20 protein-coding genes are annotated in these 18,247 nt (G+C 71.7%); 10 read left to right on the top strand and 10 right to left on the bottom strand.

Annotated elements, in window-relative coordinates:
- The first annotated feature begins 77 nt into the window (after positions 1-77).
- From ACFPIJ_RS20465 to ACFPIJ_RS20475, 3 genes are all read left to right on the top strand, one after another.
- Positions 78-854 (top strand): hypothetical protein, encoded by a 777-nt coding sequence (locus ACFPIJ_RS20465; protein ID WP_380116741.1) that lies wholly within the window; start codon positions 78-80, stop codon positions 852-854.
- Positions 855-903: 49 nt separating this feature from the next.
- A complete protein-coding gene (locus tag ACFPIJ_RS20470) occupies positions 904-1,104 on the top strand; it encodes a hypothetical protein (protein ID WP_380116742.1) in 201 nt (66 codons plus the stop codon).
- A gap of 77 nt (positions 1,105-1,181) precedes the next feature.
- Positions 1,182-1,724, top strand: a complete 543-nt coding sequence (locus ACFPIJ_RS20475) for a phospholipase (protein WP_380116743.1) — start codon at positions 1,182-1,184, stop codon at positions 1,722-1,724.
- Positions 1,725-1,767: 43 nt separating this feature from the next.
- Here ACFPIJ_RS20475 and ACFPIJ_RS20480 read toward each other — a convergent pair whose 3' ends face one another.
- Together ACFPIJ_RS20480 and ctaC are read right to left on the bottom strand one after the other, a co-directional pair.
- Positions 1,768-2,211: a cytochrome c oxidase subunit 4 gene (locus tag ACFPIJ_RS20480; protein ID WP_380116744.1), complete on the bottom strand. Its 444-nt coding sequence runs from the start codon at positions 2,209-2,211 to the stop codon at positions 1,768-1,770.
- Between the two features lie 16 nt (positions 2,212-2,227).
- On the bottom strand, positions 2,228-3,106 hold the full coding sequence (gene ctaC / locus ACFPIJ_RS20485) for an aa3-type cytochrome oxidase subunit II (RefSeq protein WP_380116745.1): 879 nt from the start codon (positions 3,104-3,106) through the stop codon (positions 2,228-2,230).
- Between the two features lie 89 nt (positions 3,107-3,195).
- Here ctaC and ACFPIJ_RS20490 point away from each other — a divergent pair, with 89 nt between their 5' ends.
- On the top strand, positions 3,196-4,332 hold the full coding sequence (locus ACFPIJ_RS20490; RefSeq protein ID WP_380116746.1) for a cysteine desulfurase family protein: 1,137 nt from the start codon (positions 3,196-3,198) through the stop codon (positions 4,330-4,332).
- On the top strand, positions 4,329-4,544 hold the full coding sequence (locus ACFPIJ_RS20495) for a sulfurtransferase TusA family protein (protein ID WP_380116747.1): 216 nt from the start codon (positions 4,329-4,331) through the stop codon (positions 4,542-4,544). Before ACFPIJ_RS20490 ends, ACFPIJ_RS20495 begins: the two co-directional genes overlap by 4 nt.
- Before the next feature lie 369 nt (positions 4,545-4,913).
- On the opposite strand, the gene ACFPIJ_RS20500 is transcribed toward ACFPIJ_RS20495, so the two are convergent.
- The 6 genes from ACFPIJ_RS20500 to ACFPIJ_RS20525 form a co-directional block, all read right to left on the bottom strand.
- Entirely contained in the window at positions 4,914-5,375 is a 462-nt protein-coding gene (locus ACFPIJ_RS20500; RefSeq protein ID WP_380116748.1) for a hypothetical protein, read from the bottom strand.
- 349 nt (positions 5,376-5,724) lie between these two features.
- The gene (locus ACFPIJ_RS20505) at positions 5,725-6,132 is read right to left on the bottom strand and encodes a DUF4395 domain-containing protein (protein WP_380116749.1); all 408 of its coding nucleotides are present in this window, start codon (positions 6,130-6,132) and stop codon (positions 5,725-5,727) included.
- Positions 6,129-6,527 carry a TlpA family protein disulfide reductase gene (locus tag ACFPIJ_RS20510; RefSeq protein WP_380116750.1) on the bottom strand — a complete coding sequence of 133 codons (399 nt, stop codon included), beginning with the start codon at positions 6,525-6,527 and terminating at the stop codon, positions 6,129-6,131. Before ACFPIJ_RS20510 ends, ACFPIJ_RS20505 begins: the two co-directional genes overlap by 4 nt.
- A 43-nt stretch (positions 6,528-6,570) precedes the next feature.
- Positions 6,571-7,551 carry a carbohydrate kinase family protein gene (locus tag ACFPIJ_RS20515; protein ID WP_380116751.1) on the bottom strand — a complete coding sequence of 327 codons (981 nt, stop codon included), beginning with the start codon at positions 7,549-7,551 and terminating at the stop codon, positions 6,571-6,573.
- Between the two features lie 124 nt (positions 7,552-7,675).
- Entirely contained in the window at positions 7,676-8,044 is a 369-nt protein-coding gene (locus ACFPIJ_RS20520; protein ID WP_203852616.1) for a HesB/IscA family protein, read from the bottom strand.
- A gap of 188 nt (positions 8,045-8,232) precedes the next feature.
- A complete protein-coding gene (locus tag ACFPIJ_RS20525) occupies positions 8,233-9,399 on the bottom strand; it encodes a glycerate kinase family protein (RefSeq protein WP_380116752.1) in 1,167 nt (388 codons plus the stop codon).
- A 38-nt stretch (positions 9,400-9,437) separates the two neighbouring features.
- Between ACFPIJ_RS20525 and nadA the strand changes: the two genes are divergently transcribed.
- From nadA to ACFPIJ_RS20550, 5 genes are all read left to right on the top strand, one after another.
- Positions 9,438-10,628: a quinolinate synthase NadA gene (gene nadA / locus ACFPIJ_RS20530; RefSeq protein ID WP_380116753.1), complete on the top strand. Its 1,191-nt coding sequence runs from the start codon at positions 9,438-9,440 to the stop codon at positions 10,626-10,628.
- Between the two features lie 181 nt (positions 10,629-10,809).
- The gene (murA, locus tag ACFPIJ_RS20535; protein ID WP_380116754.1) at positions 10,810-12,153 is read left to right on the top strand and encodes a UDP-N-acetylglucosamine 1-carboxyvinyltransferase; all 1,344 of its coding nucleotides are present in this window, start codon (positions 10,810-10,812) and stop codon (positions 12,151-12,153) included.
- A gap of 71 nt (positions 12,154-12,224) precedes the next feature.
- On the top strand, positions 12,225-12,848 hold the full coding sequence (locus ACFPIJ_RS20540) for a DUF3043 domain-containing protein (protein ID WP_380116755.1): 624 nt from the start codon (positions 12,225-12,227) through the stop codon (positions 12,846-12,848).
- A 190-nt stretch (positions 12,849-13,038) separates the two neighbouring features.
- Positions 13,039-16,170 carry a WG repeat-containing protein gene (locus ACFPIJ_RS20545; protein WP_380116756.1) on the top strand — a complete coding sequence of 1,044 codons (3,132 nt, stop codon included), beginning with the start codon at positions 13,039-13,041 and terminating at the stop codon, positions 16,168-16,170.
- 10 nt (positions 16,171-16,180) lie between these two features.
- Positions 16,181-17,179, top strand: a complete 999-nt coding sequence (locus tag ACFPIJ_RS20550; RefSeq protein WP_380116757.1) for an aldo/keto reductase family protein — start codon at positions 16,181-16,183, stop codon at positions 17,177-17,179.
- 38 nt (positions 17,180-17,217) lie between these two features.
- Here ACFPIJ_RS20550 and ACFPIJ_RS20555 read toward each other — a convergent pair whose 3' ends face one another.
- Positions 17,218-18,006 (bottom strand): site-2 protease family protein, encoded by a 789-nt coding sequence (locus ACFPIJ_RS20555; protein WP_380116758.1) that lies wholly within the window; start codon positions 18,004-18,006, stop codon positions 17,218-17,220.
- A gap of 5 nt (positions 18,007-18,011) precedes the next feature.
- Positions 18,012-18,215 carry a hypothetical protein gene (locus ACFPIJ_RS20560; RefSeq protein WP_380116759.1) on the bottom strand — a complete coding sequence of 68 codons (204 nt, stop codon included), beginning with the start codon at positions 18,213-18,215 and terminating at the stop codon, positions 18,012-18,014.
- Between the last annotated feature and the right edge of the window lie 32 nt (positions 18,216-18,247).

Genomic DNA, 18,247 nt, shown 5'->3' on the forward strand with positions numbered 1-18,247 from the left:
CACCAGCTAGCACAGCGAAGCCACGTTTCGTCAACGGCGGTCCGTGCCCGGAGGGCACGGACCGCCGTTGACGAAACGTGGCCAATTCTCAGAAGAAGGCGCTGCTGTCGGCGGTTGTCGCGGGCGCGTTGACCCTCGGCTTCGCCGGCATGATGGCGAAGTCGTGCGGCGCGCCGGTCAAGGAGCAGGCGGAGTCCGCCAACCCGGCCCCCGAACTGGTCGACAGTCTCGCCTCCCGGCTGGTGCTCGGGTTGCAGTCGGACGCGACGATCCAATACACGACCGCCGCCGGGGCGACCGTGATCGTGTCGCAGTCCATGCCGCGGCGGGCGTACCGGGGCGCGGGTGTCACGTACATCTCGACGCCGGACGGCACGTACCTGTGCCGGGCCGTGGCGCCGTCCCCCGCGCCGAGCTCGACGAAGGTCAAGAAGAGCGCTCAGCCGGTCGTACAGTGCGACGAAGGTCCCGGGGTGGACACCATGTCCCCGTCGCAGGCCAAGGCGATCAGCGACGCGTTCGGGGGCGAGTTCATGGCACCCGAGGCGGCGATGGGGCGGCTCGCGACCATCGCGCAGGGCGAGGACGTGCGGACCGGCACGTCGAAGCGCGGCGACGCGCAGTGCGTGTCGGTGACCGCGAAGGGGGTCCGGACCGAGACGGCCTGCGTGAACCCGGGCGGGCTGCTGGCGTTCTTCGACGGGACCACCGACGCCGGTAGGTACACGCAGCTCACCCTGCAGTACACGACGCCGAGCGTGAGTGACGAGGCGTTCCTGCCGCCGACGGCCAAGCCGAAGACGCCCGCCAAGACGCCGGTGCGGAGCCCGAAGCCGAGTGGTACCGAAAAGTGATGCGACACGCCGCCCGCCGTCCTGGGCCGGTGCGGCGGGCGGTGGGACGGTGACGGGCATGGAGCTGCACTGCGACACCTGCGCCCGGCAGCGGATCTTCGAGCGACCGGCCTGCACCGACCATCCCCGGGAGACCTGCCCCGACCGGGCCTGCACGGCCTGCGGCGCGGCGATCGTGGTGGCGCCGGTCATCCTGCTGATGGACCGGCGCTCGCGGGTCATCCTGCAGCAACGGCGCAAAGCGGCCTAAACGACCGTTCAGCTCTCGGTAGCTACCGTTCGGCGCAGGTTCCGTGCGGGTACACATTGAGGCTGGACAATCTCTTCATGAATCTCCGGCGCTCCGCCGTCCTCGCGCTCGCTTGCGCGCTGGCCGTCATTGTCAGCACCGCATCCCCCGCCGCCGCGGCCAGCATCGACGAGAAGCTGGCCGTCATGTCGACCTGGTCACAGCCGACCGCCGCCAGTTACAACGCCTGGAACGACGCCCGCCAGCACCAGTCCGACTGGGCGTCCTACGGCTTCGACTGGTCCACCGACTACTGCTCGAGCAGCCCGGACCAGCCGCTCGGCTTCGACTTCCGGCTGTCGTGCCACCGGCACGACTTCGGTTACCGCAACTACAAGGCGGTCGGGCAGTTCCCGGCCAACAAGTCCCGCATCGACGACTCGTTCTACCGGGACCTGAAGGCGAAGTGCGCCACGTACAACACCTTCGTCAGACCGGCCTGCACCAGCCTCGCCTGGACGTACTACCAGGCCGTGGTCGAGTTCGGAAACCTGGTCGTGAGCGACGCCGACCTGCAGCGCGCCGCGGACCTCAAGGAACGCGGCGAGCTCGCCGCGGCCAAGGCACGAGCGAACGCATGAAAAAGGGGGGCCTCCGCGGAGGCCCCCCTTTTTTCGCAACAGATCAGTGCTCGGCGCCGCGCCGGGTGCCGGTGTAGTACTCGAACATCAGGCCGCAGGTCGCGACGATGACCGAGATCAGGCCGACCGCAACGAGCCACCACTGGTCGAACGCCAGACCCAGGCTCGCGATCGCCGCCGACAGGGCGATGCCGATCGGCCAGTAGCTGCCCGGGCTGAAGAAGCCCAGGTCACCGGCGCCCTCGTGGATCTCGGCCTCGGGCCGGTCCTCGGGACGCGGCTCGATGCGGCGCGAGATCAGCCACAGCGCGCTGCCGATCATCGTGAGCAGCAGGCCGGACAGGATCAGCGCGACCACGCCGATCCACTCGACGCCCCGGTGCCCGGTCTGCTCGTGCGGCGCGACGTTCGTCCACCAGCCGTAGAGCGCGGCCATCGCGAACACGAACAACGCGAGCACGAAGAACAAGCGTCCTTCTGACTTCATCGCCGTGCGCCCCTTCTCAGCTCGAGGACCGCTTGGTGCGGTCGGTGTCGAACGGCTGCGTCTTCGTCGCGTAGCCACCGTTGGGGAAGCCCAGCTGCGCGAGGGCCTCCGGGGTGCTCTTACCGGCGCCGCGCAGGTCCAGGTACTGCTGGTACTGCTCGGCGGAGACGACCCGCAGCTCGAAGTTCATCATCGAGTGGTAGGTGCCGCACAGCTCCGCGCAGCGGCCGACGTAGGCCCCGGCGGCGTTGTCCTTGAGCTTGATCTCGAACCTGTTCTCCACACCGGGGATGACGTCCCGCTTGAACAGGATGTCCGGCACCCAGAACGAGTGGATGACGTCCCGCGAGGTCTCCAGGAACTGCACCGACTTGCCCGCCGGCAGCACCAGCACCGGGATGTAGTCGTCGGCGCCGACGGTCGTGATCGGCTTGCCGTCCGGGCCCTTGGTGTCGCTGTAGACGAACTGCCAGTTCCACTTCGAGGCGATGACCTCGACGTTGACGTCGGGGTTCTTGGACAGCCGGTCCACGTCGGTCTGGATGACCGCGGTGTAGAAGAACAGCACGGCGATGACGACGAACGGCGCAACCGTGTACAGGATCTCGAACGGCATGTTGTAACGCGTCTGGGGCGGCAGCTCGTCGCCCCGCTTGCGGTAGCGCACCACGCACCAGAAGATCAGGCCCCACACGAAGACACCGACGACGAGCGCCGCGACCACGGACCCGATCCACAGGTCATACATGCGGTCGCCCTGCTGGGTGATGCCCTTCGGCCAACCGAACCCGGCGAACGCACTGTCGACGGAGCACCCGGCGAGCAGGGTCGTCACCGCGACGGCCGAGACGGCGAGCCCGACGGCGCGCGCGGGGCTCAAACCTCTTGAGACCACCTGCTCCTGCCTCCTTAGCAGCGCCGTGCGGTCCTTGTGAAGGTCCCTCGCACGGCAAGCCTCACCAACGCTGGCGAGCGTACTCGACCATGCGCGGTCCGCCCGGCTTGGGGTGGTCGTGTCCGGGTCGCGATAGCGTTGCGCAGGTGGGTGTCTACTTCGACGCCGCCACCGCGATGCCGCCGCATCCCGTTGCGCGGCAAGCGTTTCTGGCCGCACTGGACGACGGCTGGGCCGACCCGGGCAAGCTCTACACCCCCGCCCGGCGGGCCCGCCAGCTGCTGGACGCCGCCCGGGCCGCGGTCGCCGAGGTCCTCGGTGCGCGCCCCGACGAACTGCACTTCACCGCCGGTGGCACCGACGCGGTCCGGCAGGCCGTGGCCGGGGTCAGGCAGGCCCGCGACCGCCGGCTCGTGGTCCATTCCGCGGTCGAGCACTCCGCGGTGATCAAGGCCGCCGGCGACGCCGCCCTCGCGGTCCCGGTGTCGCTGACCGGACGGGTCGACCTCGGCGCCCTGGAAACGGCGCTGGATTCGCCGGAAGTGGCCCTGGCGGCGGTCCAGAGCGCGAATCATGAGGTGGGGACGGTCCAACCGGTCGCCGCCGCCGCCGCGTTGTGCGGTGCGGCCGGGGTGCCGCTGCTGGTCGACGCTGCCCAGTCGATCGGCCGGGTGCCGCTGCCCGCCGGCTGGTCCCTCCTCGCCGGCAGCGCCCGCAAGTGGGGCGGCCCGGCCGGCGTCGGCGTCCTCGCCGTGCGCAAGGGCACCCGCTGGGAGCAGCCGTGGGAGTCGCCGGTGGACGTCCCGGCGGTGGTGGCCGCCGCGGCGGCACTGCGGGCCGTGCAGTCCGAGGCCGCGGCGGAGGCGGCCCGGCTGAGCGCGCTGGTCGAGGAGATCCGGGCCACGGTCGCCGCCACCGTGCCCGACGTCGAGGTGGTCGGCGAGCCCGTCGAGCGGCTGCCGCACATCGTGACGTTCTCCTGCCTGTACGTCGACGGCGAGGTCCTCCTGCATGCCCTGGACCGGGCCGGCTTCGCGGTGTCCTCGGGCTCGGCCTGCACCGCCGACACCCTGCGACCCTCGCACGTCCTGGCCGCGATGGGCGTGCTCACCCACGGCAACGTCCGCGTCTCGCTCCATAGCGCAGTGTCCACCGAGGACGTCCGGCGGTTCCTCGCGGTGCTGCCCGGCCTGGTCGCGGACGTGCGGGCGGAGGTGGGGATGTGAGCGGGCCCCTGGTCGTGGACGCCCTCGGCCGGCGCTGCCCGCTGCCGGTGATCATGCTGGCGAAGCTGGCCACCGGCCAGTCCCCCGGCACCCGGATCGAGGTCCTCGCCGACGACCCGGCCGCCGCGATCGACATTCCCGCCTGGTGCCGGCTGCGCGGCCACACCTTCATCTCCACCGACGGCGACCGCCACACGGTCGAACTCCGCTGATCGGGCTACGCTGACGACTGATTACTACGGACGGTAGCGACGCCGAAGATCGATTAGTAGGCTCGGGGTAGCGTCCAGGTAGAACGGAAGCCGGGCGGCGGTCGTGGCAGGCGGATCGACCATTGCCGCGGCATGCGGACCAGCACACCGGCGGTAAGAGGTGCCGGCCCGGCGCGCTGGACGGCGAGCAATGCGGACCGGTCAGTAATGCGGACCGGTCGAGTAATGCGGGCCCGCTCCGGCGCGCTGAAGGTCGACCCCGGCGAGCAATGCGGGCCGGCCGAGTAATGCGGCCGCTCGGGCGCGCTGAAGCTCGACCCCCGGCGAGCAATGCGGGCCGGGCGAATGATCCGGTGCCGGTCCGGCGCGCTAGAGGTCGACCCTGACCTGGTCGCCGGCGACGGCCTGCCACTCCTGCGCCACGGCGGGGTCGACCCGGCGCAGCGTGACCCGCCCCAGGGCGACGAGGGGGTACTGGACCGGCCGGCCGCCGCGCACCGCCAGCCAGACGAGGTTGAAGACGAACCCTACGACGGTGAACCCGAGCAGCGGCAGCAGCCCGACCCCCGGCAGGGTCGACACCGCCACGACCGCCGCGGCGAACACCGCCAGCACCCCGAAGAGCGCCCAGCGCATCCGCATGATCCGCCGCTCGTGTCGCAGGAACGCCGGGCGGTCGGCCTCCGCCAGCGGCAGCCGGACGCGCCTGATCAGCAGTGGGAAGACGTACTCGGCGGCCAGGGTGACCGGTGCGGCGGGCGCGCCGTCGACGACCGAACGGCCGGGCAGCGGTAGGTCCTGCGCGCGGGACATCGCCCACGACACTCTCATCGGAGCATCATGATCGATCGGGGGTTGGTTGTCAGGCCCGTGCGGAGGCGCCAGACACGCCCGCCGCCGAGGGGCCAGGCCCGTGTGCAGGCGTTCGGCCAGCAGACACACCCGCAGCCGAACGACCGGCTCAGGCGGCCGTGTACGCGCCCGACCAGCACACACGCCCGCCACCGGACGCCGGGGTCAGGCCGTACGCCGGCGCCCGGCCAGCAGACACGCCCGCCGCCGAACGGCCGGCTCAGGCCGTGGACAGGCGCCCGACCAGCAGACACGCCCGCAGCCGAACGGCTGGTGCAGGCCGTGTACGCGTTCGACCAGCAGACACGCCCGCTGCCGCGGGCCGGGGTCAGGCCGTGCGGAGGCGCTTGATCAGCAGGTAGGCCTCGCAGCCGAGGCACAGGCCGAAGACCGCGTTCAGGAACGCGGCGACCAGGGCGAACGACGCGCCGACCGCGCCGAGGACGGCAGCGCCGGACAGGTAGCCGACGACGGTGACGGCGGCGAAGACGAACCCGACCGCCTGGGCGAAACGGACCGGGGCGCCGTCCTCCCGCTCCGCCGGCGGGCCGAGCCGCGGCGCGATGAGATAGCGGTAGAGCAGCCCGTACGGGGTCAGCCTCGGGTCGTACGCACCGATGGCGAACACGGCCGCCTGGGCGAGGGCGAGCCAGCCGTTGCCGGTGAGCAGGACGACGACGAAGAGGATGGCGGTGAGGCCGGCGGAGAACCGCGGGCCGCGAGGATCGAGCATCATGCGGCGAGGACCTCCGTGACGGTGGCGCGCAGGGACGCACGGTCCGGCACGCCGACGGTGCGCTGGGCGATGTTGCCGCGCCGGTCGACGACCAGCAGCGTCGGCAGGCGCCAGATGCCGAGGTCACGGACGGCGTCGAGGTGCTCGTCGGCGTCGAGTTCGACGTGCCGGACGCCGTCGAGGCCGCCGACCAGGTCTGCGCAGACGGCCCGGACCTGGCGGCACGGCGCGCACGTCGCGGACGAGAAGTGCAGCAGGGTGACCGTGTCGCGGGCCGGGGTGAGCAGGCCCTCCGGCAGGTCGCCGCCGGCCGCGTGGAGGCGACCGTAGCGGGCCCGGTAGACGAGCCCGACCACGGTGGCGAAGGCGAGCAGTGCCACGACCACGATCGTCACAGCGGCAACTGTACGCCCGTTCCTACTACACCGATAGGGATAGTCAGGCGGGCAGGAACGCCCGGATCTCGTCGGCGGCGGCGTCGCCGTAGGACTCGGCGATGCGCTTGGTGAACTCGGCGGGCAGGATCTCGTACTCCTGGGGGCCGACGGTCTCCAGGACCAGCGCGGCGACCATCGAGCCGACCTGCGCGGCCCGCTCCAGGCCCAGGCCCCAGGACAGGGCGGAGAAGAAGCCGGCGCGGAAGCCGTCGCCGACGCCGGTCGGGTCGTTGGCCACGACGCCCTTGGCGACCGGCACGTGGATCTCGCCGGGCAGGCCACGGCCGCGGATGAGCGCGCCGTCCTTGCCGAGGGTCGTGACGAGCACGCCGACCTTGTCGAGCAGCTGCTCGGTGTCGAGGCCGGTCTTCGACTCGAGCAGTTCCTTCTCGTAGTCGTTGGTCAGCAGGTACGCGGCGTCGTCGATCAGTTTGCGGATCTCGTCGGCGGACATCCGGGCCAGCTGCTGCGAGCAGTCGGCGGCGAACGGGACGCCGAGCGCCCGGGCCTCCTCGGTGTGCCGGACCATCGCGACCGGGTCGTTGGCGCTGATCAGGACCAGGTCGATGCCGCCCACCCGGGCGTTGACCGGGGACAGCTCGATGTTGCGGGCCTCCGACATGGCGCCCGCGTAGAACGAGGCGATCTGGCACATGTCGTCGTCGGTGGTGCAGACGAACCGGGCGGTGTGCGCGATCTCGCTCACGTAGACCGAGTCGCAGTCGACCCCGTGCCGGGTGAGCCAGCTGCGGTAGTCGCCGAAGTCGGCGCCGACGGCGCCCACGAGGATCGGCTCAAGGCCGAGGAGCGCCATGCCGTACGCGATGTTGGGAGCGATCCCACCGCGGCGGACCGTGAGGTCGTCGACGAGGAACGACAGCGAAACCTTGTGCAGCTGGTCGGGCAGGAGCTGCTCCGCGAAGCGGCCCGGGAAGTGCATCAGGTGGTCGGTCGCGATCGAGCCGGTGACGACGATCTTCATGGAAACCTCGGTCTCAAGACAGCAGGGCCTGAACAGACTAGGCCACCCGGCGGGGGCCCGGATAAACGCCCGGGACAGCGCAAAGCCGCCCTCCGGGGTGCGGAGAGCGGCTCTGTGAGGTGGCTTAGTGGAAGGAGTCGCCGCAGGCGCAGGAGCCCTGGGCGTTGGGGTTGTCGATGGTGAAGCCCTGCGCGTCGATCCGGTCCGCGAAGTCGATCGTCGCGCCGGTGAGGTAGGGCACGCTCATGCGGTCGACGACGACCTCGAAGCCGTCGTAGGTGCTGACCTTGTCCCCGTCGAGCGAGCGCTCGTCGAAGAAGAGCTGGTAGCGCAGGCCGGAGCAGCCACCGGGCTGGACCGCGACGCGCAGCCGCAGGTCGTCCCGGCCTTCCTGCTCGAGCAGGCCCTTCACCTTGACAGCGGCATCCGCGGTGAGGCCGATGCCGGCCGGGTTGTCCGTCTGAACAGGCTCGGCAAACTTCGAAGCGGTCACGATCCAGGCTCCCTGCGGTGATGTCTACAGTTCCACCGGAGCTCAACGCGGCAGCATCCGACGGCATTCCCTCTCATAGTGACACGCTTTCGTGCTAGCGGCTCCGATGAAGAGCTGGAGCGGCTCCGCTGAAGAGCTGCCGCGGCTCCGCTGGAGAGCTGGAGCGGCTCCGCTGAAGGGCCGGAGCGCTAGCGGCTCCACTGCAGCGCCAGCCGTCCGCCCAGTTCCCGCAGCCCGTCGGCGGGGCGGGCGAGGGCCTCCGCGACGCTGCCGAAGTGCTCGACCAGGGCGTGGGCCTCGGTGACGCCGATGCTGGCGGCCTCCCGCCGGCCCGCGTCGACCCGGCCCGCGACGACCACGCAGGGGACGCCGAGATCACGTGCGGCGTTCGCCACACCGGCCACGACCTTGCCCCGCAGGGACTGCTCGTCGAAGGCGCCCTCACCGGTCACGACCAGGGAGACCTCCTCCATTTCGGCGTCCAGGAGGGTCAGCCGGCGGACCAGGCCGATGCCCGACTCGACCCGGGCGCCCAGCGCGAGGAGTGCGGCACCGAGCCCGCCGGCGGCGCCCGACCCCGGCAGGTCGGCGAGGCCGGGCGGCGCGGTCGGCAGCGTCTGCAGGACGTCGGCGAACCGGGTCAGCGCCGCGTCGAGCAGGAACACGTCTTCCCTGGTCGCGCCCTTCTGCGGGCCGTAGACGGCGCTGGCGCCGCGCAGCCCCAGCAGGGGGCTGTCCACGTCGGTGGCGGCGATCACCGTGGCCTCCCGCAGCCGGGGTACCCCACCCAGCGAGACGCAGTCGATCAGCGCCGCTCCGCCGTACGGCAGGGCGTAGCCGGCCGCGCCGAGCGGGGCGGCGCCAAGGGCGGCCAGGAGGCCGGCGCCGCCGTCGTTGGTGCCGCTGCCGCCGAGCCCGACGACGAGCGTGGTGGCGCCCGCCTCGACGGCGGCGAGGAGCAAGGTCCCGAGACCGAAGGTCGTGGTGTGCTTCGGGTCACGTTCGTCGCAGGTGAGGTCGCCGGTGAGGTTGCCGGTGAGGTTGCCGGTGAGGTTGCCGGTGAGCAGGTGCAGGCCGCACGTCTCGGCGCTCTCGACGTACGCGGTGGTGCCGTCGAGGACCACGTGGCCCTCTGCCGGGCGGCCGAGCGGGTCCGTCGCCGGCACGGTCAGGACGCGTGCGTGCGGCAGCGCCGCTGCCAGTACCCCCGCGAAACCGGGACCGCCGTCGGACAGCGGTCGCAGGATGAGCTCGTCACCGGGCCGGGCGTCGTGCCAGCCCGCCGCGAAGGCCTCCGCGGCGTCGACGGCCGAGATCGTCCCGGCGAACTTGTCCGGGCACACCAGCACGCGCATCCGGACATTGTGCACGTCTGCTAGGTCACAGTTCGGTCATGGTGCACGCGTGCGACGATCGAGGGGTGACCTGGGCTGAACCGTCGTCAACCGCCACCGCACTCCTGCTGCTGGGCCGCGGCACCGACCCCGACACGGAAAAGGGCGTCGAGTGTCCCGGCGACCTGCCGGCGCCGAGCGACCCCGACCTCGTCGAGCGGGCCGCCCGCGCCAAGGCCGCCCTCGGCGACCGGGTCTTCGTGCTCGGCCACCACTACCAGCGCGACGAGGTGATCCAGTTCGCCGATGTGACCGGCGACTCGTTCAAGCTGGCCCGGGAGGCCGCCGCCCGGCCCGACGCGGAGTACATCGTGTTCTGCGGCGTGCACTTCATGGCGGAGAGCGCCGACATCCTGACCTCCGCGACGCAGCGGGTCGTGCTGCCCGACCTGGCCGCCGGCTGCTCGATGGCCGACATGGCCGCCCTCGTGCAGGTCGAGAAGGCCTGGGAGCACTTCACCCGGCTCGGCATCGCCGGTGACGTGGTGCCGGTGACGTACATGAACTCGACCGCCGACATCAAGGGCTTCGTCGGGCGCAACGACGGCGTGGTGTGCACCTCGTCCAACGCGGAGACGGCGCTGAAGTGGTCGTTCGAGCGCGGCTCGAAGGTGTTCTTCCTGCCCGACCAGCACCTGGGCCGCAACACCGCGGTGCTGAAGATGGGCCTGACGCTGCAGGACTGCGTGCTCTACGACCCGCACAAGCCCGGTGGCGGCCTGACCGACCAGCAGCTGCGCGACGCGAAGATGATCCTGTGGCGCGGGCACTGCTCGGTGCACGGCCGCTTCACCCTCGACAGCGTCGAGGACGTGCGGGCCAGGGTGCCCGGGGTCAACGTGCTGGTCCACCCGGAGTGCAAGCACGAGGTGGTCACCGCCGCCGACCACGTGGGCTCCACCGAGTACATCATCAGGATGATCGAGGCGGCGCCGGCCGGCTCGGCGTGGGCGGTCGGGACCGAGCTCAACCTGGTCCGCCGGCTCGCGCTCGCGCACCCGGACAAGCAGATCATGTTCCTGGACCGCAACGTCTGCTACTGCTCGACGATGAACCGGATCGACCTGCCGCACCTCGTGTGGGCCCTGGAGGAGCTCGTCGCCGGCCGCGTGCCGAACGAGATCACCGTCGACGCCGACACCGCGCATTACGCCCGGGTGGCGCTCGACCGGATGCTGGCGCTGCCCTAAAGAGAACTTTCCCGTCACCCTCCGTGATGCGCGGAGGGTGATCGCTGTCGGAGTCACGTCTTCGTGCCATGACGGACGTGCGGTCGGCGCTCGCATGCAGTAGATGTGGTTATGCTGCTGCGCGGGTTCACGCTCCGTCAGCACGTCTCCTCTTCAATTCCTGCCTGCAGGAGGGTTTTCCGTGACCAACTACGACGCCGGTGACGTCCTCACCGTGCATGGCGGCGCGCCGCTCACTGGCGAGCTGCGGGTGCGCGGTGCCAAGAACCTCGTCTCCAAGGCGATGGTCGCGGCGGTGCTGGGCGAAACCCCGAGCACGCTCTTCGACGTGCCGGCGATCCGCGACGTCGAAGTGGTCACCGGCCTGCTCGAACTGCACGGGGTCAAGGTCACCCGCGGCCCGCTCGACGGCGAGCTGCACTTCGACACCTCCGACGTCGAGTCGGCCAACGTCGACGAGATCAACGTGCACGCCGGCTCCAGCCGCATCCCGATCCTGTTCTGCGGGCCGCTGCTGCACCGGCTCGGCCACGCGTTCATCCCCGACCTCGGCGGCTGCAACATCGGCGGGCGTCCCATCGACTTCCACATCCAGGCGCTGCGCGAGTTCGGCGCGGTCGTGGAGAAGTCGGAGAAGGGCATGGACATCACCGCGCCCAACGGGCTGCACGGCGCGAAGCTTGAGCTGCCCTACCCGAGCGTCGGCGCGACCGAGCAGATCCTGCTCACCGCCGTGCGCGCCGAGGGCGTCACCGAGTTGCGCAACGCCGCGGTCGAGCCGGAGATCATCGACCTGATCTGCGTGCTGCAGAAGATGGGCGCGATCATCAAGGTCCACACCGACCGGGTCATCGAGATCCAGGGTGTGCCCCGCCTCACCGGCTACCGGCACCGTCCCATCCCGGACCGCATCGAGGCGGCCAGCTGGGGCGCGGCCGCCCTCGCGACCCGCGGCGACGTCTTCGTCCGCGGTGCCCGGCAGGCCGACATGATGACGTTCCTCAACCTGTTCACGTCCGTCGGCGGCGCGTTCGAGATCGACGACACCCCCGGCGACGGCGGCATCCGCTTCTGGCACCCGGGCGGCGAGCTCAACGCCGTGGCGATGGAGACCGACGTGCACCCCGGCTTCATGACCGACTGGCAGCAGCCGATGGTCGTGGCGCTCACGCAGGCCCGCGGGCTGTCGATCGTGCACGAGACGGTGTACGAGCGGCGCCTCGGCTACACGGCGGCCCTCAACCAGATGGGCGCCACCATCCAGACGTACCGGGAGTGCCTCGGCGGCACGCCGTGCCGGTTCGGCCGCCGCAACTTCATGCACTCCGCGGTCATCGCCGGCCCGTCCAAACTGCACGCCGCCGACCTGGTGATCCCGGACCTGCGGGCCGGGTTCAGCCACCTGATCGCGGCGCTCGCCGCCGAGGGCACCTCGCGGGTGTATGGCGTCAAGCTCATCCAGCGCGGCTACGAGGACTTCGAGGGCAAGCTGAACGGCCTCGGCGCGCACGTCGAGCTCGGTTAGAAACGCGGTTCGGTACGGCGGGCGGCCCCGAGCGTTGGGTCGTCCGCCTACTGTCCGCTACCCTTCACGGCGTGCCGTCGTTGTTCTCCCGTAAGTCAGCCGAGCCCGCCGTGGCCGCCACCCCCGAGCCCGCGGAGTCCGAGGGCGCGTCCGGTAGGCGCCAGACCCTGAGCAAGCGCGACCTGGGCAAGACCACGCCGAAGCGGGTCGTGGCCGGCCGTCGGGTCGCCGAGCCGCCCGCGGCGAACCGCCGCGAGGCCGCCAAGAAGATGCGGGAGCGGCAGCGCGCCGAGCGGCTCGAGGCTCGCGAGGGCATGGCCAACGGCGAGGAGCGCTACCTGCTCCCCCGCGACAAGGGCCCCGAGCGCAGGCTCGTGCGCGACATCGTCGACTCGCGGCGCACCATCGGCACCTTCTTCTTCGGCACCACGTTCCTGGTGATGCTGGTGGGCTTCAACCGCAACCTGAACCCGAGCATCTACTTCGCCGCCAACGCCCTCTTCGGCGTCATGGCCGTCGCGACCGCGATCGACAGTTTCCTGATCTCGCGGACGATCAAGCGGCTCGTCAAGGAGCGCTTCCCCGCCTCCACCGAGAAGCTCGGCCGGCTGTACTTCTACGCGATCATGCGTGCCATCTCGTTCCGCTTCATCCGCAACCCGAAACCGCAGGTGAAGGTCGGCGCCACGGTCTGACGGCCGGACGGCGACCAGATCCGGCTTGCCGGGCGACAACGATTCGGCGGCGGCGGCCCGCCCGACGGTGGCGTTGGACGGCTCCCAAGCCGTACCCTCCCTTCGCGACCGGACCACGATTTCACCGGGTAGGCGCGTGGCGTGCGCCGGTGCATGATTGGTGCCGGATCGGGGCGAGGAGAGCGAAGCTGTGAGCGACGAGTACCCGGGGGAAGAGCCGGGAACCGCCGCGCCCACCTGGGCGGCCGTGCCGACCATGCCGTGGACCAGGGTGCCGGAGCAGCGACGTGACGAGCAGACCCCGCCGGGCCGCGGCGGCCCCGAACACCGCTCCGACCAGCAGGGCGCCGAGCCGTGGGGCGACGACTCCGGCCGCCGCCCGCCGGGCCGGCAGCACAGTGACCCCCGCCAGCAGGGCGACCCGCGCCTGAGCGACCCCCGGCAGGGCGACCCGCGACTCGCGGATCCCCGGTTCGCCGGCGATCCCCGCCGGGCCGACCCCCGCGGCGCGGACCACCGTGCCGGCGATCCTCGTGCCGCAGACCCGCGCGGGCACGGCGACGAGCGCGGCCGGCCGCACGGCGCGCCGCAACAGCGGTGGCCGCAGGGGCAGCCGCAGCAGGGCGGCTACCCGCAGCAGCATCCCGGGCATCCGGGACCGGCCCCGCAGCAGGGCCGCCCGCAGCAGGGTGGCTACCAGGGACCTCAGCACCCGCAGCAGGGGCATCCGGGACCCGGCAGGCACCCGCAGCAGGGGTACGACGACCGCCGCGGCTACGAGGCCCCCTACGACGACGGGCGGCGGGACGACGGCCGCGGCTACGACGGGCGCGGCCGCGACGACCGGCGGGGCTACGACGAGCCACGCGGCTACGACGAGCGACGCGGCTACGACGACCGGCGGGGCTATGACGAGCCGCGCGGATACGACGACCGGCGCGGCGGGCCGCCGCCCGGGTACGGCCGGCCGCAGCAGGGGCACGGCCGCCCGCGCAACCCGGCGCTGGACGAGCCGACGGACGAGGTCCCCCGGGTGCGCCGCGGCGCCGCCGGCGCGACCCCACCGGCCGCCGCCCCGCCCGGCACCACCGGCCGGGCCACCGTCTACGGCGCGCCGCCGCCGGTGGACGCGCCGATGAGCGCACCGCCGGCCGGGACGACCTACGGCGGGCAGGGCCGCGCCACGGTCTACGGCGCGCCCGCCCAACACGGTGCGCCGCCGCAGGGCCGCACGTACGGTGCCCCGCCGCAGGGTGCTCCGGCGCCGCGGACATACGGGGCGCCGGTCCGCGACGACCAGGTGGCTGACGACCGGCCGGTCTCCTCGGCGCCCGTGTCGTCCGCGCCGGTCTCGGCCGCGCCGCAGTCCCCCGCGCCCGGCCACGGATGGCAGGACGACCTCACCGACCGGCCGGTGTCCGCCGCCCCCGGCCCCGGCTGGACCGGCGACCCGGGCAACCGGCCCGTGTCCGCGGCCCCTGGGCCGGGCTGGAACGCCGACCCCGGCAACCGGCCGGTCTCGGCCGCGCCCGTGTCGTCGGTCCCCGTCTCGGCGGCGCCGGTGTCCGCGGCGCCCGTCTCGGCGGTGCCGGTCTCCGCGGCGCCGCAGCAGCCGGCCGCCACGGCGCCAGTGCCGGTGGCGCCGGAGCCGCTGCCCGCCGCCGAACCGCCGGCCGTGACGGTGGCGCCGATGAGCGCGCCGCCCCTCAGCACGCCGGACCTGCCGTTCAACGCGTTCGGGGCCGCCGACGGCGGCGAACCGGGCGAGCAGGCAGTGGACGTACCCGAACAGCAACCAGAAACCGAAGGGTCCGCAGCGGTGCAGCAGTCGGCGATGGACGCCTACCGTTCGGCGCCGCTGACCGGTGCCGGCGTCGACGGGTTGCAGGCCACGGGCTACCTGCCGATCGTGCGGCCGGGCGCGGAAGGCTTCCCGGCCGAGCTGGCGGCGCTGCTGCCGACCTCGCCGGCGCCGCGACCCGAGGCGAAGGCCGAGGACGCCGCCGGGCCGGACCCGGAGCAGGTCCTCGCCGGCTACGTGTGGCGCTTCGACCCGGACACGCTGCGCGAGCAGATCGAGGGCGACGAGGTCCAGGAGCTCACCGAGATCCGGGACCTGCTGACCGCGAAGCTCAACGGCGTCGCCGACAACCCGACCCGGGCGCGGCTGCTGAGCCTGCGCGCGGTGGTGTCACGGATCCTCAACGACATGCCGAAGGCGTTCGCCGACGGCAAGCTCGCCCTCGCGCACGCCGAGGCGACCGGGGAGCTGCGCCGCATCGCGATCGCGCAGGCCCGGCTCGCGCACGTGCTGCAGTGGCGGGAGGAGTTCGACGAGGCCGACCGGCTGTTCACGCTCGCCAACAGCAGCGAGCTGCCGGACCGGCTGCGCGCCACCATGCACCAGCACGCCGGCAAGTGCGCCTACGACCAGGGCCGCTACATGGAGGCGTGCAACCACTTCGAACGGGCCCTTGACCTGCGCAAGGAGGAGGACCCGGAGCTCATCGCGCAGACGGAGCTGGCGCTGGACGCCGTGTTCCGGCGGGTCGCGGAGAAGGGCTGGGGGCCGTACCCGCGCAGCCGCGACGAGATCCTGCAGATCCGCAAGTCGCCGGCGCCCGCGTTCGACGAGCAGACCCAGCGCTGGGGGTACATCGAGCCGGACGGCAACTTCTGCATCGGCCCCGGATACCTGGACGTCCAGCCGTTCCGGGACGGGGTGGCGTGGGTGCAGCGGCAGGGGTCGCAGAACTGGGAGCTCATCGACGACACCGGCAAGGTGCTGATCGAGCCCGCCGTCGGCTACCTGGGCGTCGGGAGCTTCTCCGACGGCGTGGCCTGGGTGTCGCGGGACGGCACCAACCGGTGGATCGCGATCGACAAGACCAACGCGGTGCTGATCTCGACCGGGTTCGACGACGTCCGGCCGTTCCGGCGGGGGGTCGCGGCGGTGCGGCGCGGCGAGCACTGGGGCGCCGTCGACAGCGTCGGCCGGGTCGTCGTGTCGTTCCAGTACGACGGGTTCGCCACCGCGCTGCTCGACGGGCGGTACATCGACGGTTTCAGTGACGAAGGTCTCGCCGTGGTGTCCCTCGACGGTCGCAAGGGGGTCGTGGACCGCTCCGGGCGGGTCCTGGTGCCGCCGGTGCACCACACGCTGATGATCCACCCGGTCGCGTTCCTGTACGCGGACGACGCGCAGCGCTGGGGTGCCCTGGACCGGCGCGGCCGGACGGTGATCGAGGCCACGTTCCCGAGCCGCACCGGGGTGACGGACGAGATCGACCGTCTGCTCGCCGATACGCGCCCCGTCATGTAAGCAGTAAGTCATGGAGTTTCGTCACCTCGGCCGGTCCGGGATGCTCGTCAGCGAGATCTCGTACGGCAACTGGATCACCCACGGCTCACAGGTCGAGGCGGACCAGGCGACCGCCTGCGTCCACGCCGCCCTCGACCTCGGCATCACCACGTTCGACACCGCCGACGTCTACGCCGGCACCCGGGCGGAGGTCGTGCTCGGCGAGGCGCTGAAGGGTCAGCGCCGCGAGGGCCTGGAGATCTTCACCAAGGTCTACTGGCCGACCGGGCCGGGCCGCAACGACCGGGGCCTGTCCCGCAAGCACATCGCCGAGTCGATCAACGGCTCGCTGCGCCGTCTGCAGACCGATTACGTCGACCTGTACCAGGCGCACCGCTACGACTACGAGACGCCGCTCGAAGAGACCATGCAGGCCTTCGCGGACGTGGTGCACAGCGGGAAGGCGCACTACATCGGCGTCTCGGAGTGGCGGGCGGAGCAGATCCGCGCCGCGTTCGAGCTGGCCCGGGAGCTCCGCATCCAGCTGGTGTCGAACCAGCCGCAGTACTCGGCGCTGTACCGGGTCATCGAGGCCGAGGTCGTGCCGACGTCCGAGGAGCTCGGGATCGGGCAGATCGTGTGGTCGCCGCTCGCGCAGGGCGTCCTCACCGGCAAGTACCTGCCGGGCCAGCCGCCGCCGGCGGGGTCCCGGGCGACCGATGAGAAGTCGGGTGCCGGGTTCATCTCCGGTCTGCTCCGCGACGAGGTCCTCACCGCGGTGCAGCAGCTCAAGCCTCTCGCCGAGCAGGCCGGGCTGACCATGGCCCAGCTGGGTGTGGCGTGGGTGCTGCAGAACCCGAACGTGTCCTCGGCGATCGTCGGGGCGACCCGGCCGGAGCAGCTGCAGGACAACGTGAAGGCGGCGGGCGTGAAGCTGGACGCGGAGCTGCTGAAGCGGATCGACGAGATCCTCGACCCGGTCGTCGAGCGCGACCCGGACCGGACGCAGAGCCCCGCCAAGCGTCCCTGATCGCTGGTTCGAGGGGGCTCCGCGGGGAGCCCCCTCGATCACGACCAGAAGCGGAACAGCTGGTAGCCGTCGGAGACCAGGTAGGACGGCAGGCCGATCACGTCGCCCAACGAATACACGACGTCGAAGAACCATCCGTTGATGACCGGTGAAAAGAACAGCAGCGCGATGAGCAGCAGCATCCCGTAGGGCGCGACGTGGTTGAAGCCGCGCTGCCACTGCGGGCTGAGCCACGGGAACAGCAGGTTGCCGCCGTCGATGCCCGGCACCGGCAGGAAGTTGAGGATGCTCGCGGTCAGCTGCAGGAACGCGAGGAACGCCAGCGCCGCCCAGAAGGCGGAGTTCCCGCCGTCGAGGCCGAGCGTGAACGGCAGGACCAGCGCCACCGCGAAGACCAGGTTGGTGGCCGGGCCGGCGAAACTGATCAGGCTGTCCACGGCCCGGCTGCGGATCACCGAGTGGTTGACCCACACCGCACCGCCGGGCAGGCCGATGCCGCCCATCATCAGGAACACCACCGGCAGCACGAACGACAGCAGCGGGTGCGTGTACTTGACCGGGTCGAGCGTCAGGTAGCCGCGGTGCGCCACGTCGTGGTCGCCGCCCTTGTACGCGACGAGGGCGTGCGCATACTCGTGCAGGCACAGCGAGACGACCCAGCCGGCCACGACGAACAGGAACACGTCGATCCGGACGTTGCCGAAGCCGGTCCACGTCATCCATCCGGAGACGCCGAACAGCGCGAGAATCCCGAGGAAGATCGGGCTCGGCCGGAACGCCTCGCGGGGCAGGCCCGCGACACGCCCCGGCGACCGGCCGAACGACATGACCGTCAGCCCCCCGCCGCCGGCAGCAGGCTCATCTTGTATTCCGTGCGTTCGTCCTCGGCCAGGATCGCCGTGGTCGCGCCCTTGGCGACCAGCTCACGCCAGCTCTGGCCGAGCCAGGACTCCGCGTCGGACTGGCTGGAAAACGCCTCGTTCGGGCCGTCGACCGCCCGGCTCTCAGCGTCTTCGAACTGCCATGTCCACGCCATCAGTCACGCTCCCGTCCCAGGTAGGTAGTTTC

This window comes from Dactylosporangium cerinum (assembly GCF_042653625.1).
Lineage (GTDB): Bacteria > Actinomycetota > Actinomycetes > Mycobacteriales > Micromonosporaceae > Dactylosporangium > Dactylosporangium cerinum.